We start from the raw sequence: 15968 nt of genomic DNA, 5'->3' as shown, positions 1-15968 counted from the left end.
TGTTTGCTTGCTACGCTCGCCGTAGACGTTCCCAGCAACCAGAAAGGCGACTGACGATGACCATGACCGCCCTCACCGCCCCTGCCCCGATCACTGCCGGCTCCCCGGAATGGCAGCGGCTCAAGGCTGCCGCCACCGCCCTGCAGGCCCTCCAGAGCCAGGACGGCTCCGTGCCCGATGCCGCCGACCATCAGGCGGCGGCTGGACACGTCGCCGCCATCACGGACGCCGTCTCCGCCCTGGCCCCGGCCTTCCCGCACGACGCGCGGTACCTGGAACTGCTGGCCGTAGACTTCAAGCGCTGGGCCGACGGCGGCTTCGGCGTACCCGACTTCCTCGACTCGCTGCAGGCCTTCCAGCCTCAGCAGCACCGGGTCAACGGCCTGCAGCACCTCGTGGTCTTCCCGATGTACACCCAGAACGGCAGCAGCAACCGCCTGGTCGAGGCCGTGCTGATCGAGGTCATCTGGCCCGAGTTCATTGCCGGCCTGGAAGCGGGCGAGTACTCCAACAAACTCTTCGTGCCGATCCGCTTCCTTGACTTCACCCCCGGCTACGACACCAACTCGGCAGTACTGTTCCCCGAGACCGTGGCCGTCCGTGAGACCCCCACCTTCACCTGGGGCGCCATCTTCGCCGACCGCGAGGCCGCTCGCTTCCGCCGCGTGCTGCGCGCCGCCGCCGAGATCACCTCGCTGCAGCTCCCGGAGGACGCCGCGGGCCTGCTCGAAGACCAGCAGCTGACCCAGGAAACCTTTGTCATGTGGGACCTCATCCACGACCGCACCCACATGCGCGGTGACCTGCCGTTCGACCCGTTCATGATCAAGCAGCGCATGCCGTTCTTCCTGTACTCACTTGAGGAACTCCGCTGCGACCTCACCGCCTTCCGCGAGTCCGTGAAGATCGAAAAGGACGAGGAGGCGGATCCGGAAGCCCGCCGTCACGCCAAGCTGGTCCAGTACGCCGTCATCTTCGACCGCATTTTCCGCTTCGCCATCACGGGCAGCCGGGTCCGCAACTATGACGGCCTCGGCGGCCAGCTGCTCTTCGCCTGGATGCACCAGCACCACGTGCTGCACTGGACCGACAGCAAGCTCAGCATCGACTGGGACGAAGCGGCCGACGTCGTAGTGGAACTCGGCGCCCGGATCGAGGAACTGTACTGGCGCTCGATCGACCGCCCCAAGATGGCCCACTGGCTGGCCGCCTATGAGCTGATCTCCGGCACCGTCACGCCCAACCCGGCCTCGGTCTGGGCCAAGGGACCGGACGCCCTGCCGCTGGACGGGCCGCCGCGCGGCCTGACCGACCAGGTGCTCGACGACGAGTTCCCGCTCTCCATGTTCTACGAGGCGCTGGAGAAGAAGATGCGGAACGTGATCGAATCGACCGCCGGCATCACGGGGTCGACGGACGCCAACGCAGACACCAACGCTGCCGCCGGCTCCACCAGCCGGGCCATGAACGCCGGATGAGCGACGGACGCGCCCTCAACGTCCTGGTAGCCGGCGGCAGCAGCCCGTCCGGGATCGCCGTGGCCCGCGCCCTCCGGGGTGCCGGCCACACGGTGTTCACCGTTGGTTCCGATGCCGCCCGGATCGAGGCCGCCGCCGCGGAAGCCGGCGACGGCGTGGTGCCGCTGGCCTGCGACCTGGCCGATCCGGCGGCGGTCCGGGATCTCCACGCGTCGCTGACGGAGCGGGCCGGACGCGTCGACGGCGTGATCCACCTGGTGGGCGGCTGGCGCGGCGCCAAGGGCATCACCGACCAGAGCGACGAGGACTGGGCCTTCCTGGAACGCAACGCCGTCACCACGCTCCGCAACGTCAGCCGGACCTTCTACGACGACCTGGCCGCCTCGGATGCCGGGCGCCTGGCGATCGTCTCGTCCACCGCGGTGGCCAGCCCGACGGCGGCCGGCGCCAGCTACGGGGCGGCGAAGGCCGCCGCCGAGGCCTGGACCCTCGCGGTGGCCGACGGCTTCCGGCGCGCCCAGTCCGGGAACTCCGGGAGCTCCGCGGCCTCCGGAACCGCAGCCGAGCCGGTGGAGCAGCGCAGCGCCGCCGTCGTCTTCGTGGTGAAGGCCCTCGTCGACGCGGCCATGCGCGCAGCCTCCCCGGAACGCAAGTTCCCGGGCTTCACCGACGTCGAGGAGCTGGCGGCGGCCGCCGTCGGGCTCTTCCGGACCCCCGCCGCGGAACTGAACGCCCGGCGCCTGCCGCTTAGCCAGCAAGCCGGCACCTCTACACTGAAAGCGTGAGCAACGAGATGACCAGCACGGTCGAAACCAACACCATTGACACTGCCCCGGCCAGCACCGCGCTGCGGCTCCATGATCCCTCCGTCCGGGGCTTCGCCTCGGACAACTACTCCGGTGTGCACCCCGAGGTGCTCGCCGCCCTGGCCGCCGCCAACGAAGGCCACCAGGTGTCCTACGGCGAGGACGATTACACGGCCCGCCTGCAGCAGCTGATGGAGCGGCACTTCGGTTCGGGCATCGAGTGCTTCCCGGTCTTCAACGGCACCGGCGCGAACGTCCTCTCGCTCCAGTCCCTGCTGCCGCGCTGGGGCGCCGTCATTTGCGCCTCCACGGCCCACATCAACATGGACGAGAACGGCGCGCCGGAACGGATCGGCGGCATCAAGCTCCTGCAGGTCCCGACGCCGGACGGCAAGCTCACCCCCGCCCTGATCGACCAGGAGGCCTGGGGCTGGGGCGACGAGCACCGCGCGCAGCCGCTGGCGGTCTCGATCACGCAGACCACCGAGCTGGGCACCTGCTACACCCCCGAGGAGGTCCGCGCCATCGCGGAGCATGTCCACTCCAAGGGCATGAAGCTCCACATGGACGGCGCCCGGTTGGCCAACGCCGCCGCCCACCTCGGGGTGCCGCTGCGCGCCTTCACCCGCGACGCGGGCGTGGACATCCTCTCCTTCGGCGGCACCAAGAACGGGCTGCTGTTCGGCGAGGTGGTGGTGGCGCTCAACCCCGACGCCGCCCACGGCCTGGTCTACCTGCGCAAAATGAACATGCAACTGGCCTCCAAGATGCGGTTCATGTCCGCGCAGTTCATCGCCCTGCTCGAGGGCGACCTGTGGCTGCGCTCGGCCTCGCACGCCAACGCGATGGCGGCCCGGCTGCGCGCCGGCGTCGAGTCGATCCCCGGCGTCGAACTGAGCCAGAAGACCGAGTCCAACGGCGTCTTCGCCGTCCTGCCCGCCGGCGTGGCGGACCGGCTGCGGAAGTCCTTCCGGTTCTATGACTGGAACGAGGCGGCCCGCGAGGTCCGCTGGATGTGCTCCTTCGACACCACCGAGGAAGACGTTGATTCCTTTATCGCCGCGATCAAGCGCGAGCTCGCGGCCGGCTAGGTGCAAGCCGGTCCCGGCCGGGCGGCGAGCCTGCCGGGCCGGGACGGGCACCGTGCATAATCTTTCACTGTGAACCCACTCGACCAGGTTCCGGCGGATTTCCTCTTCGCCCTGGGGACGCTTCGAAAAGCACGGTGCCGCAGCGAGTTGCGCCTCGATGAGATCCCGGCCCCCGGCCGGCTCGCTCCCTACGCGGTGGCGCTCGGCGCGGAAGTCGTCGTCCCCGGCGACGCCGCAGCAGGTGCGGTCCACGGCCCGGCGGCCGCCGCGCTGGCCCCGGCGTCCGGCAGCGACGACGTCGAACTCGCCACCGGCCGTTTTATCCTCCTGCATGACCCGGACGGCTCCGCGGTCTGGGACGGCGAATTCCGGATCGTCACCTACATCCGCGCCCAGCTTGAGCCGGACATGGGCAACGACGAGATGCTCGGCTCCGTCGCGTGGACCTGGCTCGTGGAGGCGCTGGAAAACCACCAGGCGGCATACCGATCGGCCGGCGGCACCGCCACCCGGGTGCTCTCGGAAAGCTTCGGCACGCTCGCTGGCCGGCCCGGCACCATCGACATTGAACTCCGCGCTTCCTGGACACCGGCCGGCCGGGACATCACCGCCCACCTGGAAGCGTGGTCGGACATGGTCTGCACCTTTGCGGGCCTGCCGCCGCTGCCCGACGGCGTCTCCGCACTGCCGCGCCGACGCCCACGGCAGCCATGACCGGACCCCGGCGGCCGCGGCCTCGGCCTGCAACGACGGCGATGTCGGTAAACTGGAGTCATCATGACCCCTCATAATCCGGAAATCACCACCGCGGGCACAGCCCCAAGCACGGCCGCCACCACAGCCTCCAGCACCGCAGAGGCGGCTGGCGCGCCGGCCCACATCACGGTGGAAGGCTTCGACAGCCTGGTCCCCGAGGTCATCGACCTCGACGCTCCCCGCGACGGCGTCCCGCTCGTTATCGAGACCCAAGCAGGACTGGAACGCTGTGCCGCAGCCCTGGCCGCCGGCCACGGCCCGGCGGGAGTGGACGCCGAACGCGCCTCCGGATTCCGGTACGGCCAGCGCGCCTTCCTCGTCCAGATCCGCCGCGAGGGCGCAGGCACCTGGCTGATCGACCCGGAGCCCTTTGGTGACCTGCGCATCATCAATGAGGCCCTGCGCGGCGTCGAGTGGATCCTGCACGCGGCCAGCCAGGACCTCCCCTGCCTGTCCGAACTCGGCATGTGGCCGGACAAACTCTTTGACACCGAACTCGCCGCACGGCTGGCCGGACTGCCGAGGGTTGGCCTCGCCGCCGTCATCGAACAGCTGCTGGGCTTCGGCCTGGCCAAGGAACACTCGGCGGCCGACTGGTCCACCCGGCCGCTGCCGGAGCCGTGGCTGCGCTACGCCGCGCTCGACGTCGAAGTCCTCACCGAGCTCCGCGAGGAGCTGATCGAACTCCTCACCGCCGACGGCAAACTGGAGTACGCCGAGCAGGAATTCGCCGCGATCCTCGAAGCCGGCCAGGCCCCGCCGCGCGTCGACCCGTGGCGCAAGACCTCCGGGCTGCACCAGATCCGCGACCGCCGCCAGCTCGCCGCCGTGCGCGAACTCTGGCTGGAGCGCGACTCGCTGGCGCAGAAGCGCGACGTCGCCCCGGGCCGGCTTATCCCCGATTCCTCCCTCGTGGCCGCCGCCAAGGCCATGCCCAGCACCGTGCCGCAACTGCTCGGCACCAAGGGCTTCCACGGCAGGGCCGCGCAACGCGAGGCTCCGCGCTGGCTGCGCTGCATCAGCACGGCCCGCAGCCTTGAGGAACTCCCGCCGCTGCACCTGCCCACCAACGCTCCCCCGCCGCCACGCGTCTGGGCCGACCGGGATCCGGAGGCCGCGGCACGGCTCGCCACCGCCCGGCCCAAGCTGCAGGCCCGGGCCGAGGAGCTGAACCTGCCGGTCGAAAACCTGCTCACCCCGGACTACCTCCGCCGCGTGGCATGGCGTCCTCCCGCGGAGATCAGCGAGGAAGGCATTGCCGAGGAGCTCCAGAACCTCGGCGCCCGCCAGTGGCAGATCCAGCTCACTGCTCCGCTGATCGCCGAGGCTTTCCTGAACCCGCAGCCGCTGCCGCCCAAGGAAGCCAAGCCTGCCGCGGCCTCCGTGGCCTCCCCTGCCGAAGCAGCGCCCAACGCCGTTTCCTGACGGGCCGCCCGTCACTCCTTGCCAGCTATGTTACTCATGAGTAACATAGCTAGGGATGCCGCCAGGATCACTCCTGTTTCCCGAGCCCACCGCCCGGGGGCGGAAATCCGGCACCCATGTCTCAATGAGGAGTAATACGTGAGCCAAGCCAGCAGCGCAAAGCCGACAATCGGACAAAGCAGGACCATCCGCGAGGTCGTTTTTGTTGACGGCGTCCGCACCCCGTTCGGCCGCGCCGGCGAGAAGGGTATCTACGCCGGAACCCGCGCCGATGACCTCGTGGTCAAGTGCATCCGCGAACTCATGCGCCGCAACCCGGCACTGCCGGCCGAGCGCATCGACGAGGTCGCCATCGCCGCTACAACGCAGACCGGTGACCAGGGACTGACCATCGGCCGCGCCGCCGCCCTGCTGGCCGGGTTGCCGCGGACCGTTCCCGGTTTCGCGATCGACCGGATGTGCGCGGGCGCCATGACCGCCGTGACGACGACCGCCAGCGGCATCGGCTTCGGCGCTTACGACGTCGTCATTGCCGGCGGCGTGGAGCACATGGGCAACCACCCGATGGGTGCCGGCGCGGACCCCAACCCGCGCTTTATGTCCGAACGGATCGTCGACCCCGCCGCCCTGAACATGGGCAACACCGCGGAGAACCTGCACGACCGCTTCCCCGCCATCACCAAGGAACGCACGGACGCCTACGCCGTGGCCTCCCAGGACAAGCTGGCCGCGGCCTACGCCAAGGAACAGATCCAGCCGGACCTGGTCCCCGTGGCCACGATGAAGCCCGGCCAGGGCTGGACCGTCAACACCGTCGACGAACCGCCTCGCCCGGGCACCTCGGTGGAAGACCTCGCCGCGCTGCGCACCCCGTTCCGCGCGCACGGCCGCGTCACCGCCGGCAACGCCGCCGGCCTCAACGACGGCGCCACCGCGGCGCTGCTGGCCTCCGCCGACGCCGCCGAGGAGCTTGGGCTGCCGGTCAAGATGCGCCTGGTCAGCTACGCCTTCGCCGGCGTCGAACCGGAAGTCATGGGCATCGGGCCGGTCCCGGCCACTGAAAAGGCGTTGAAGAACGCCGGGCTCGGCATCGACGACATCGGCCTGTTCGAAATCAACGAGGCCTTCGCCGTCCAGGTCCTCAGCTTCCTGGACCACTTCGGCATCGCCGACGACGACCCCCGGGTGAACCGCTACGGCGGCGCGATCGCCGTCGGGCACCCGCTCGCTTCGTCCGGCGTCCGGCTGATGAACCAGCTGGCCCGCCAGTTCGAGGAAGATCCCGGGGTCCGCTTCGGCATGACCACCATGTGCATTGGCCTGGGCATGGGTGCCACCGTCATCTGGGAGAACCCGCACCACGCCGACTACGGCACCGACTACACGACCAAGACTGGAGCCGCAGCATGAGCGCCGCAGATTTCCACAAGCTTGCCGAGCTGTTTCCGAACGAGACGGTAACGCATTCCTACGTCCAGGACATTCAGCTTCCCGCCGTCAACGGCACGAGCCCCGGCACCTTCGCCCTGGTCACGCTGGACAACGGCCTGGACCATTCGAAGCCCACCACGCTGGGCCCGAACACCCTGATCGAGCTCGGCACGGTGCTCGAGGGGCTGCGGGACCGTGCCGCGCGCGGTGAGATCGTCGGCGTCGGCGTGACCGGCAAGCCGTACTTCCTGGTCGCCGGCGCGGACCTGTCCACGGTCAAGTCGGTCAGCGGCCGTGAACAGGGCCTCTGGATGGCCCAGCTCGGCCACGACGTCTACGCCACCCTGGCGAACCTCGGCGTCCCGAGCTTCGCGTTCATCAACGGCCTGGCCCTGGGCGGCGGGCTGGAGATCGCCCTGCAGTCCACCTACCGCACCGTCTCCACCGGAGCCGGCGCGCTGGCCCTGCCGGAGGCGTTCATCGGGCTGATCCCGGGATGGGGCGGGGTCTACATCCTGCCGCGGCTGATCGGCCCCGAGAACGCCGTCAAGGTGATGATCGAGAACCCGCTGAGCAACAACCGCACCCTGACGGGTCCGCAGGCCTACGACCTCGGCGTGGCGGACGCCATCTTCGAGCCGGCCGACTTCGTCGAACAGTCCGTCGCCTGGGCCTCGCAGGTGATCGCCGGCGCAGTCGTACCGGAACGCGCCAACGCCGTCGACCCCTCCGCGCCGGACGTTGCCGAACGCTGGGCCGGCGCCGTCGCGGCGGGCCGCGCGTTCGTGGAGGCCAAGACCTCCAACGCCTCCCCGGCCCCGGCCAAGGTGCTGGACGTGCTGGAGGCCAACCGCACCCTGACGCAGGCCGAATCGGCGGAGCTGGAGTGCCAGACCCTCGCGGACCTCATGCAGACCGACGAGTTCCGCTCCACGGTGTACGCCTTCCTGGACCTCGTGCAGCGCCGTTCCAAGCGCCCTGCGGGTGCCCCGGACCGCAAGCTCGCCTGCCCGGTCACGAAGATCGGCGTCGTCGGCGCAGGCCTGATGGCCAGCCAGCTCGCACTGCTGTTCGCCCGCCAGCTCAAGGTGCCCGTGGTCATGACGGACATCGACCAGGCGCGCGTGGACAAGGGCGTGGACTACGTGCACGCCGAGGTGGACAAACTGCTGGCGAAGAAGCGGATCAGCGCGGACGCGGCCAACCGGACCAAGGCCCTGGTCAGCGGCTCGGTCTCCAAGGAGGCATTCGCCGACGCCGACTTCGTCATCGAGGCAGTGTTCGAGGAACTCAGCGTCAAGAAGCAGGTGTTCAAGGAGGTCGAGGCGATCGTCTCGCCGGAGTGCATCCTGGCCACCAACACCTCCTCGCTGTCCGTCACGGCCATGGCCGAGGACCTGCAGTACCCCGAGCGCCTGGTGGGCTTCCACTTCTTCAACCCGGTGGCTGTAATGCCGCTGCTGGAGATCGTCCGCGCCCCGAAGACCGACGACGCCGTGCTGGCCACCGCGTTCGAACTGGCCAAGGGACTGAAGAAGTCCGCGGTGCTGGTCAAGGATGCGGCCGCCTTCGTGGTCAACCGGCTCCTGTTGCGGCTGATGGGCGAAGTGACCGCGGCCTTCGATGAGGGAACCCCCGCCGAGGTCGCGGACAACGCACTGCGCCCGATGGGCCTGCCCATGACGCCGTTCACGCTCGGCGCAATGGTGGGGCTGCCGGTCGCCCAGCACGTGCAGGAATCCCTGCACGACGCCTTCGGGGACCGCTTCACCGTGTCCCGGAACCTGCAGGCGCTGATCGACCACGGAGTCAGGTCCATCTGGGACCCGGCCTCGGTGAAGGCCGGCAGTCCGGTCATCCCGGCCGAGACCCTGGCCCTGATGACCTTCGGCGATTCGCCCTCGACGGCAGAGGAAGTGCTGCGCCGCACGCAGGACGCCCTCGCGGAGGAGATCGGCCTGATGCTGGCCGAAGGCGTGGTGGCCGGACCTGAGGACATCGACCTCTGCATGATCCTCGGCGCGGGCTGGCCAATGTTCCTGGGCGGCATCACTCCGTATCTGGACCGGGTGGGCGCCTCCGAGCGGGTCACCGGCAAGAAGTTCCTGGCACCCGGCGTGGCCTCCGAACCGGCAGCCTAGCAACCAAAGACGAAGGCGCCGCTGCCCCGGCCATCACGGCGCGGGCGGCGGCGCCTTCGTGCGTTCGGCCCGGGCGCGGCGGCCGCTCCTAGCACTCGCAGATCATCAGCACATTGCCGTCCGGGTCCTTGAAGTTGAACCACTGCCCGTCCCGGATCTCCGCGAGCTCGGCCCCGGTATCCTGCACGTGCAGGTGCGCGGCCTGGATGTCTGCCGTGTTGAGGTGGAACGCGGGCACGCTGAAGACCGCCTCGGAGGAGTAGATCTTGCTGTCCAGGACCAGGCCCGCACCGTTCATCGGCAGCACGTAAAGATGGCCGAAGAGGATTTCGCCGTCGGCCGGGACACCGAGCAGGCCGCAGTACCAGTCCCGAGCCTTGGCAATGTCGCTGACCGGGACGAAAACCGTTCCAATCTGGCGGGCGATGGGGTTCTTCAACGGTTCCTCCTGGTGAATCGACGGCCTGCTCCGGCACGGGAAAACTCCAAGAAATATACAGCGCCGGGCGCCAGTTGGTTCGTAACCGGCGCCCGTCAGATGTCCCGCAGGCTGCCGCCGTCGAGCGCGAGGACACGGTGGGCGCTGGCCCGGGCGTAAGCGAGATCGTGCGTGACCAGGACGACGCCGGCGCCCCGCGCCGCTGCGGCGGCGACCGTGTGCTGCAGCCGTTCGAGCCCCTGTCGATCCAGTCCCACGGTGGGCTCATCCAGCGCGATGACGGCCGGCCTGCGGGCCAGGACCGTGGCCAGGGCAAGCAACCGCTGGCTGGAAGACGGCAGCTCGGCCGGGTGGGTCTGCGCGGCGCCGGAGAGCCCGACGGCGGCCAGTGCCTCCTGCGCCCGGCCGGCCGCCTCCGCACCGGCAAGCCGGCGCAGCCCGAAGCCGACCTCCCGCAGCGCCGTCCGTTCGAAAAGCTGGTCGCGCGGCTGCTGGAACAACATCCCGACCGAAGCGGCGATGCGGCCCGTCGGGATCCGGTCGATGCCTCGACCTTCGACACGCACCTCACCGGCCTGCGGCCGCAGCAGGCCGTTGAAGTGGCGCAGCAGCGTGGACTTGCCGGTGCCGTTGGGGCCGGTGATAGCGACAATCTCCCCCGGGCGCACGGTCAGGTCCAGGTCGCGCAGCAGGGCCGCGCGGGGCACGTTCCCCGCCGGTCCCCTCGCGGATCCCCCCGCGCGAGTCTTGCCTGGCCCGTAGCCGAAGCCGATGCCTCGCAGTTCAAGGACCGGGGTCGACGCGGCGGCCCAGGTCAGGTCTTTCGGCATCCCGGCGTCCAGGCTCTCCGCCACGACGCCTGCATCGCGGAGCGCGGCCCCGTTCCCCAGCTCGGCCGGCCGGCCTTCCGCCGTTACCGTGCCGCCGTTCAGGACGATCCAGTGCCCGGCGCTGCGGGCGAGTGCGTCGGCCCTCTGGCTCAGAAGCACCACAGCGGTGCCGGCTTCGAGCAGCCGGCTCACCAGGGTGCGGAGCCGGCTGGCACCGTCGGCGTCGAGGGACCCGAGTGGTTCGTCCAGCACCAGCACTTGCGGGTCGGCGATGACCGCGCACGCGACTGCCAGCCGGCGCAGCTCGCCGCCGGAGAGCTCTGCCGGGTCCCGCTCCAGCAGCCCGGACAGGCCGGTTTGTTCGGCGATTCGGGCCACCTGCCGGATCATCTCGGGGCGGGGCACACCCCGATTTTCCAGGCCAAAGGCCAGTTCATCCGCCACCGTAGAGCGCACCGAGGACAGCATGGCGGCGGCGTCCTGCGGCACGTAACCCACCCGGCCGGACCAGGCAGCGGGGTTGATCCGGGGGTCGCCGCTGCCGCCGTGGAATTCGAGGCGGTCCGCGCCCAGCGCCAGACTGCCGCGCAGGACACCGGAATGGCCGCCCCGAAGCCAGCCGGCGAGGAGCTTGCCGAGGGTGGTCTTGCCACTGCCGGAACCTCCCAGCACGGCGGTCAGGGTTCCCGGCAGGACGGAGAGCTGCACATCCCGCAGCGCATCGCCCGCATCCCCGTGGAAGCTGAAGCTCCTGATCCGGGCAGCGGCCGCGGGCAGCGCCCCGGTGGCGGGCTGCCCGGGCTTGGCGCGTCCGTCCCCGTTCACGAGTGCACCGCCGCGGGCCATGCCGTGATGAGCCGCAGGACCACGGCGGCGGCGGCCAGCAGGAGCGCTGCGGCCCGGACGATGCGTTGCGCAGGAGGGTCCTGCAGTTGCCGGTAGCTGGTCCGTGGTCCGGTGGTGCCGAAACCCCGCGCGTCCAGGGCCTGTGCCCGGAGCCCGGCATCCTCCACCAGGCCCAGGACCAGCGGCACCGCCTGCAGCCTGGCCGCCGCCAGCCGGGACAGCAGCCCGCGCCCGACCACCAGCCCGCGCGCTTCCTGGGCCTGACGGATCTTCTCCACCCTTTCGGCCATCGCAGGGACCAGCGTGAGCGTGGACGCGAGCACGAAGCTGAACTGCGGAGGGATGCGCCGCGCGGCGAGGGCGGTCAGCAGAGCCGGGACGCTGACGGTGAAGGAAAACAACAGCAGCAGCAGGACGCACGCGGCTGTCCGCGAGGCCAGCTCCAGGGCGAAGCTGAGTCCTTCGGCGGTGACCCGGGCCGGCCCCCACTGCGCCAGCACGGTGTGCCCCTCCGGGAAGAACAAGCCGTGCAGCACCAGCAGGGACAGGAACAACGGTGCGAGGATGACCCCGGCAGCCAGCAGCACCCGCGCTGCGACGCCCGCGCGTGCGGCAAGCAGCACGGCGGCCACGGCCACGGCGACGGACAGCCGCCAACTGCCGGCCGCAGTCGTAATGACCGCGGCGCAGCACGCCGCGGTCAGGGCTGTGAGCGGGTGCAGGCGCATGGCCTAGGCTGCGGGATCCGCCGGGACCTTACCCGCGAGTACCCGGAAGCGGCGGACGAAGGCGAACTGGAACGTCGTGCGCCGCGGCAGGGCGTAGGCCAGCAGCGCGGCGATCGTGAAGACAATTGCCTTGTCCATCGGGTCGGAGATGAGTGCCTGCTTGGTGATCGCTGCCAGCAGGGTGTCGCCCATGGCACGGAACGCGCTGACGATGGCGCCGGTGCCCAGACCCGCGGTTCCGCCGTAGACAAAGGCTGCGATCGGGGCGGAGACGACGCCGGCCAGGATGCCGGTAAGGAAGCCGGCCACGGGCGCGAGATAGAAGCGGCGGAACAGTCCCCCGCGGGCGGCCAGCCCGGCGAGGAACCCGATCAGGGCCGCGCCGGCGGCGAAGGGCAGCACGGTGGGGTTGAAGAAGGACCAGACAATGCTGCCGAGCACTCCGGTGGCGGCACCGGCGGCCGGCCCGGCGAGGACGGCGATCAGGACCGTGCCGATCGCGTCCAGGTAGAACGGCAGTCCGGTGCTGCCCATCAGCTGGCCGAGGACCACGTTCAGCACAATCGCCACCGGCATCAGGACCAGGGTGGAGGTGGGCAGGACGGGCAGCACGGCGACGAGCAGCAGCACCGCGCCGAGCAGGAAGCCGCCGAGGGCAACCAGGGCGGAGAAGCTTGCCGGTCCGTTGGCGATCTCGACCGGCTGGGTGAGGACGAGGAAGACGTAGGTGGCGGCGATGGCCGCGGCGCCTGCGATTTCGAGCAGCCGGCGGCGGCCGGGTGCCGTGCCGGCTCCGGTGCGGGAGCCTGCGTCGGGGAGGGTCAGGGGCTGCGGTGACATGGGAAAAGTCCTTCGGCTGGGGTTTGCAACAACCGCCTCATGTCACCTCGGCGCAGCTACCATCTTAGCGATCGGCCGGACCTCCCGGGAACACCGGCGCCGCGGACCCGGCCGGCGCCCGCGGCTACCGTGCGCCCAGGGAGCGTGCCAGCGCGCCCACGGAGGCAATCAGCTCGTTGAAGCACTGGCCGGGGTCGTTGCCGCTGACGATCCTGGCGTTCGGCGGCAGCCCCCACAGGCCGCGGAAGTCGGCCACCGTGGTGCCGGCCAGCAGCGGGGACTCCGTCTCGACGTCGACCGTCGCCAGCCGCGTGCTGAAGGGCGTGCGTCCGACGGCGGCGCAGGCGGCGAACGCGTCGTGCATGTGGGCGACGTAGCCCTGGTCATAGAGCCGGTGGAACTCCATGTAGAAGCGGATCGCGTCCGACAGGCACGCCACCAGCGGGCTGCTGGAGCCGCTGTGCAGTCCTTCGGGCTGCTCCGGGAGCACCAGCTCGGGTTCGGCAGCCCCCGCGGCCTCGCCGAGCCGGCGCAGGTGCTCCGGTGACATCTCGATCCGCTCCGTGGTCTCCAGCGCGCAGACGACCGGCAGCTGGTCCTCGGGCATCCCGCGGTAGGCCGCGTAGACCTCCTTGGCGGCGTGCGGGTCCACCGCGGTGTTCCATTCCGCCGTCGGCGTCGTGTTGCCCTGGTAATAGAAGCTACCGCCCATGATCACCAGGCCCTTGAGCAGCCGCGGCAGTTCCGGTTCGCGGCGCAAGGCCAGGGCGAAATTGGTCAGCGGTCCGGTGATCAGGCCGGTGATCTCCCCCGGATGCGCTCTGGCCTCCTCCACCCAGACGTCCACGGCGTGGCGCTGTGAGATCGGCTGGGCGGGGGCGGGCAGCTCGGCGTAGCCGATCCCCTGCGGCCCGTGGGTCTCTTCGGTGGTGACCAGCGGGATCTCCAGCGGGACCTCGGCGCCGACAGCGACTTCGATCCCTTCCCGCCCGCACAGCTCCAGCAGGGACAGGCTGTTCAGCGCCACCTGGCGCGCCCCGACGTTGCCGGCGGTGCAGGTGATGGCCTGCAGCCGGACCTCGGGCCGGGACAGCAGGTACACGATGGCGAGGGCGTCGTCGATCCCGGTATCGACGTCCATCAGGACCACGTGGTCGGCGTCCAGGGCGCCGGGTATTTCCGGGCTCAGAAGAGTGCGACCTTCGGCGTGCGCGGGAAGATCTCATCGAGTTCTGCCAGCTCGGTGGCGTCCGGCACCCAGGCGACCGCGGCGGCGTTCTGCCGGACCTGCTCGGGCCGGGTCGCACCGGCGATCACGCTGCTGACGGAGGGCTGGGCGGCGAGCCAGGAGAACGCGACCTGGATCTCGTTGAGCCCCCGCTCGGCGGCGAAGGCGGAGAAGGCACCCAGCTGTTTCCAGTCGGCGTCGTGGACGAGGTTGGTGCGGGTGTGGCTCAGGCGCGACCCCTCCGGCGCCTTACCTTGCGAGTACTTGCCGGTCAGCAGGCCGTTGGCCAGCGGGAAGTACGGGAGCACGCCGAGGCCGTAGGCCTCGGCGGCCGGGGTGACCTCCAGCTCGGCGCGGCGGTCCAGCAGGTTGTAGTGGTTCTGGCTGGAGATGAAGCGGGCTCCGCCGCGGCCGCGGGCCACGAATTCGGCCTCCGCGATCTGCCAGCCGGCCCGGTTGGAGTGGCCGATGTAGCGGACCTTGCCGCTGGTCACGAGCTCGTCCAGGGCGGCGAGGGTCTCGTCGATGGGTGTCAGCGGGTCCGGCGTGTGGAACTGGTAGAGGTCGATCCAGTCCGTTCCGAGCCGGCGCAGCGAGGCCTCGGCTGCCTTGATGATGTAGCGCCGGGAGCCGCGGGCGTCGAAGTCGTTGCCGTTGGTCCCGCGCATGTCCATGCCGAACTTGGTGCCGATCACGGCGTCGGCGCGGCGCGAACCGAGGGCCTTGCCCAGCATGGTTTCGCTGAGCCCGGGCTCCCGGCCGTAGGCGTCGGCGACGTCGAAGAACGTGACGCCGGCGTCCAGGGCCGCATGCACGACGGCGTCGGTCCCCTCCTGCGACTCGGTGGCGGTGTTGGCCCGGCCCAGGTTGTTGCAGCCAAGTCCCACGACGGAGACGGTCAGTCCGGAATTTCCTACGCGGCGGTATTCAGTCATGGGAATCAGCCTATAACGGCCGCGGCGGGCTCCCGGGCAGGCTCCCGGACGCTGCTACCCCGCGGGAAGCTCCAGCCCTTGCTCGTCCATGGCGTCCTGTAGTTGCGCAAGGGTGCGCGGGCAGACTCCCGGCATCCCTGCCAGCCGGCGCCGGCCCAGCAGCACCAGGTGCTCGAGGGTTTCCACCCCCGCATGGGCCAGGGACCTGCGGGCCGGCGCCGCCAGCCCGGCGGGAAGTGGAGTGCTGCCTGGTCGAGGGGATTTCCGCGTCATTGCGTTTCCTTCCAATCGCTTGCCCCCAAACTGATGTGAGCCGTGGCTGGCTCCTTACCGGTGGATATCCAGGCGTGGTGCCTAGAGCGCGAAGCTGTTGGCCGGTTTGGCCGAGTGCTTGAGCTTGAAGTCAGTGCTGCCGAACGGGGCGGCGCCGATGCTCAGCTTGGTGAAGTCCAGGTCTTCGCCCCGGATGCATACCTTGATAGCGTTGACGGTCTTGTTGACGTCCGGGGTGAGGCAGAAGATGTTGAGCTTGGCGTCGGAGAACTCGGACCGGTCCACGACGCCGAGGCCGCGCCAGGCGAGGTGGCTGATCAGGGCGTCCTTGGCTTTTTCCTCGAGGTAGCGGTCGCGGCTGGTGCCGTCCTTGGTCTTGAGCGCGTACTGCGCCACCACCCAGAACTGCTCCTCCTCCGGGATCTCCGCGTAGCCGTCCTCGGCGCACTGCGCCGCGAAGGCCTCCATGAGCCCCTCGCCCGCGGCGGCGTCGGCGGCCGCCGTCTCCTCGGTCTTGCTCTGGTGCCCGACGACGCCGTGGTTCATCACGAACTCGTGGTACTCCTCGTCAATCCAGGCTTCCCTGAAGTGCAGGACTCCCTCTTCGTCGCGCTTGTAGACCCGGATAATGCCGCTCATGGCTGTCCCTTCGTAAACCGTCCGCGGTCAGTGCCGTCGAAGGGTGATTGCTGTGCCTTGACGGCTTGGTAAGGCTGGTCCG

15 protein-coding genes are annotated in these 15968 nt (G+C 70.0%); 7 read left to right on the top strand and 8 right to left on the bottom strand.

All coding sequences use genetic code 11. The features are described from left to right. The first annotated feature begins 56 nt into the window (after positions 1-56). The 7 genes from AC1DH3_RS13720 (at position 57) to AC1DH3_RS13690 (ending at position 9128) form a co-directional block, all read left to right on the top strand. Positions 57-1478, top strand: a complete 1422-nt coding sequence (locus tag AC1DH3_RS13720; RefSeq protein WP_476909541.1) for a DUF6421 family protein — start codon at positions 57-59, stop codon at positions 1476-1478. Continuing rightward, on the top strand, positions 1475-2263 hold the full coding sequence (locus tag AC1DH3_RS13715) for an SDR family NAD(P)-dependent oxidoreductase (protein WP_476909540.1): 789 nt from the start codon (positions 1475-1477) through the stop codon (positions 2261-2263). Before AC1DH3_RS13720 ends, AC1DH3_RS13715 begins: the two co-directional genes overlap by 4 nt. Before the next feature lie 8 nt (positions 2264-2271). Further along, positions 2272-3375, top strand: a complete 1104-nt coding sequence (locus AC1DH3_RS13710; protein ID WP_476909560.1) for a threonine aldolase family protein — start codon at positions 2272-2274, stop codon at positions 3373-3375. A 69-nt stretch (positions 3376-3444) separates the two neighbouring features. Further along, entirely contained in the window at positions 3445-4089 is a 645-nt protein-coding gene (locus AC1DH3_RS13705; protein ID WP_441418809.1) for a DUF3000 domain-containing protein, read from the top strand. Positions 4090-4152: 63 nt separating this feature from the next. Further along, positions 4153-5556 carry an HRDC domain-containing protein gene (locus tag AC1DH3_RS13700; protein ID WP_476909539.1) on the top strand — a complete coding sequence of 468 codons (1404 nt, stop codon included), beginning with the start codon at positions 4153-4155 and terminating at the stop codon, positions 5554-5556. Positions 5557-5694: 138 nt separating this feature from the next. Next, positions 5695-6966, top strand: coding sequence for a thiolase family protein (locus tag AC1DH3_RS13695; protein ID WP_476909538.1), 1272 nt, complete (start codon positions 5695-5697; stop codon positions 6964-6966). Beyond that, positions 6963-9128 carry a 3-hydroxyacyl-CoA dehydrogenase NAD-binding domain-containing protein gene (locus AC1DH3_RS13690; RefSeq protein ID WP_441418812.1) on the top strand — a complete coding sequence of 722 codons (2166 nt, stop codon included), beginning with the start codon at positions 6963-6965 and terminating at the stop codon, positions 9126-9128. The genes AC1DH3_RS13695 and AC1DH3_RS13690 overlap by 4 nt, the downstream gene beginning before the upstream one ends. 88 nt (positions 9129-9216) lie before the next feature. On the opposite strand, the gene AC1DH3_RS13685 is transcribed toward AC1DH3_RS13690, so the two are convergent. The 8 genes from AC1DH3_RS13685 to AC1DH3_RS13650 form a co-directional block, all read right to left on the bottom strand. Then, complete coding sequence (locus AC1DH3_RS13685; protein ID WP_441418813.1) at positions 9217-9567, bottom strand: VOC family protein; 351 nt, start codon at positions 9565-9567, stop codon at positions 9217-9219. A 95-nt stretch (positions 9568-9662) separates the two neighbouring features. After that, positions 9663-11243: an ABC transporter ATP-binding protein gene (locus AC1DH3_RS13680; protein WP_476909537.1), complete on the bottom strand. Its 1581-nt coding sequence runs from the start codon at positions 11241-11243 to the stop codon at positions 9663-9665. Then, positions 11219-11971 carry an energy-coupling factor transporter transmembrane component T gene (locus tag AC1DH3_RS13675; protein ID WP_476909536.1) on the bottom strand — a complete coding sequence of 251 codons (753 nt, stop codon included), beginning with the start codon at positions 11969-11971 and terminating at the stop codon, positions 11219-11221. The genes AC1DH3_RS13680 and AC1DH3_RS13675 overlap by 25 nt, the downstream gene beginning before the upstream one ends. 3 nt (positions 11972-11974) lie before the next feature. Further along, the gene (locus AC1DH3_RS13670; protein WP_441418816.1) at positions 11975-12811 is read right to left on the bottom strand and encodes an ECF transporter S component; all 837 of its coding nucleotides are present in this window, start codon (positions 12809-12811) and stop codon (positions 11975-11977) included. A gap of 124 nt (positions 12812-12935) precedes the next feature. Further along, entirely contained in the window at positions 12936-13952 is a 1017-nt protein-coding gene (locus AC1DH3_RS13665; protein WP_476909535.1) for a nucleoside hydrolase, read from the bottom strand. A gap of 44 nt (positions 13953-13996) precedes the next feature. Beyond that, entirely contained in the window at positions 13997-14974 is a 978-nt protein-coding gene (locus tag AC1DH3_RS13660) for an aldo/keto reductase (RefSeq protein ID WP_476909534.1), read from the bottom strand. A 54-nt stretch (positions 14975-15028) separates the two neighbouring features. Next, positions 15029-15247, bottom strand: coding sequence for a helix-hairpin-helix domain-containing protein (locus tag AC1DH3_RS13655; protein WP_441418819.1), 219 nt, complete (start codon positions 15245-15247; stop codon positions 15029-15031). Between the two features lie 81 nt (positions 15248-15328). Further along, a complete protein-coding gene (locus AC1DH3_RS13650; protein ID WP_441418820.1) occupies positions 15329-15886 on the bottom strand; it encodes a hypothetical protein in 558 nt (185 codons plus the stop codon). Between the last annotated feature and the right edge of the window lie 82 nt (positions 15887-15968).

Source organism: Arthrobacter sp. 05L428 (assembly GCF_056397665.1).
The sequence above is the reverse complement of the archived record's forward strand: the minus strand, read 5'-3'. Positions and strand labels throughout refer to the sequence as shown.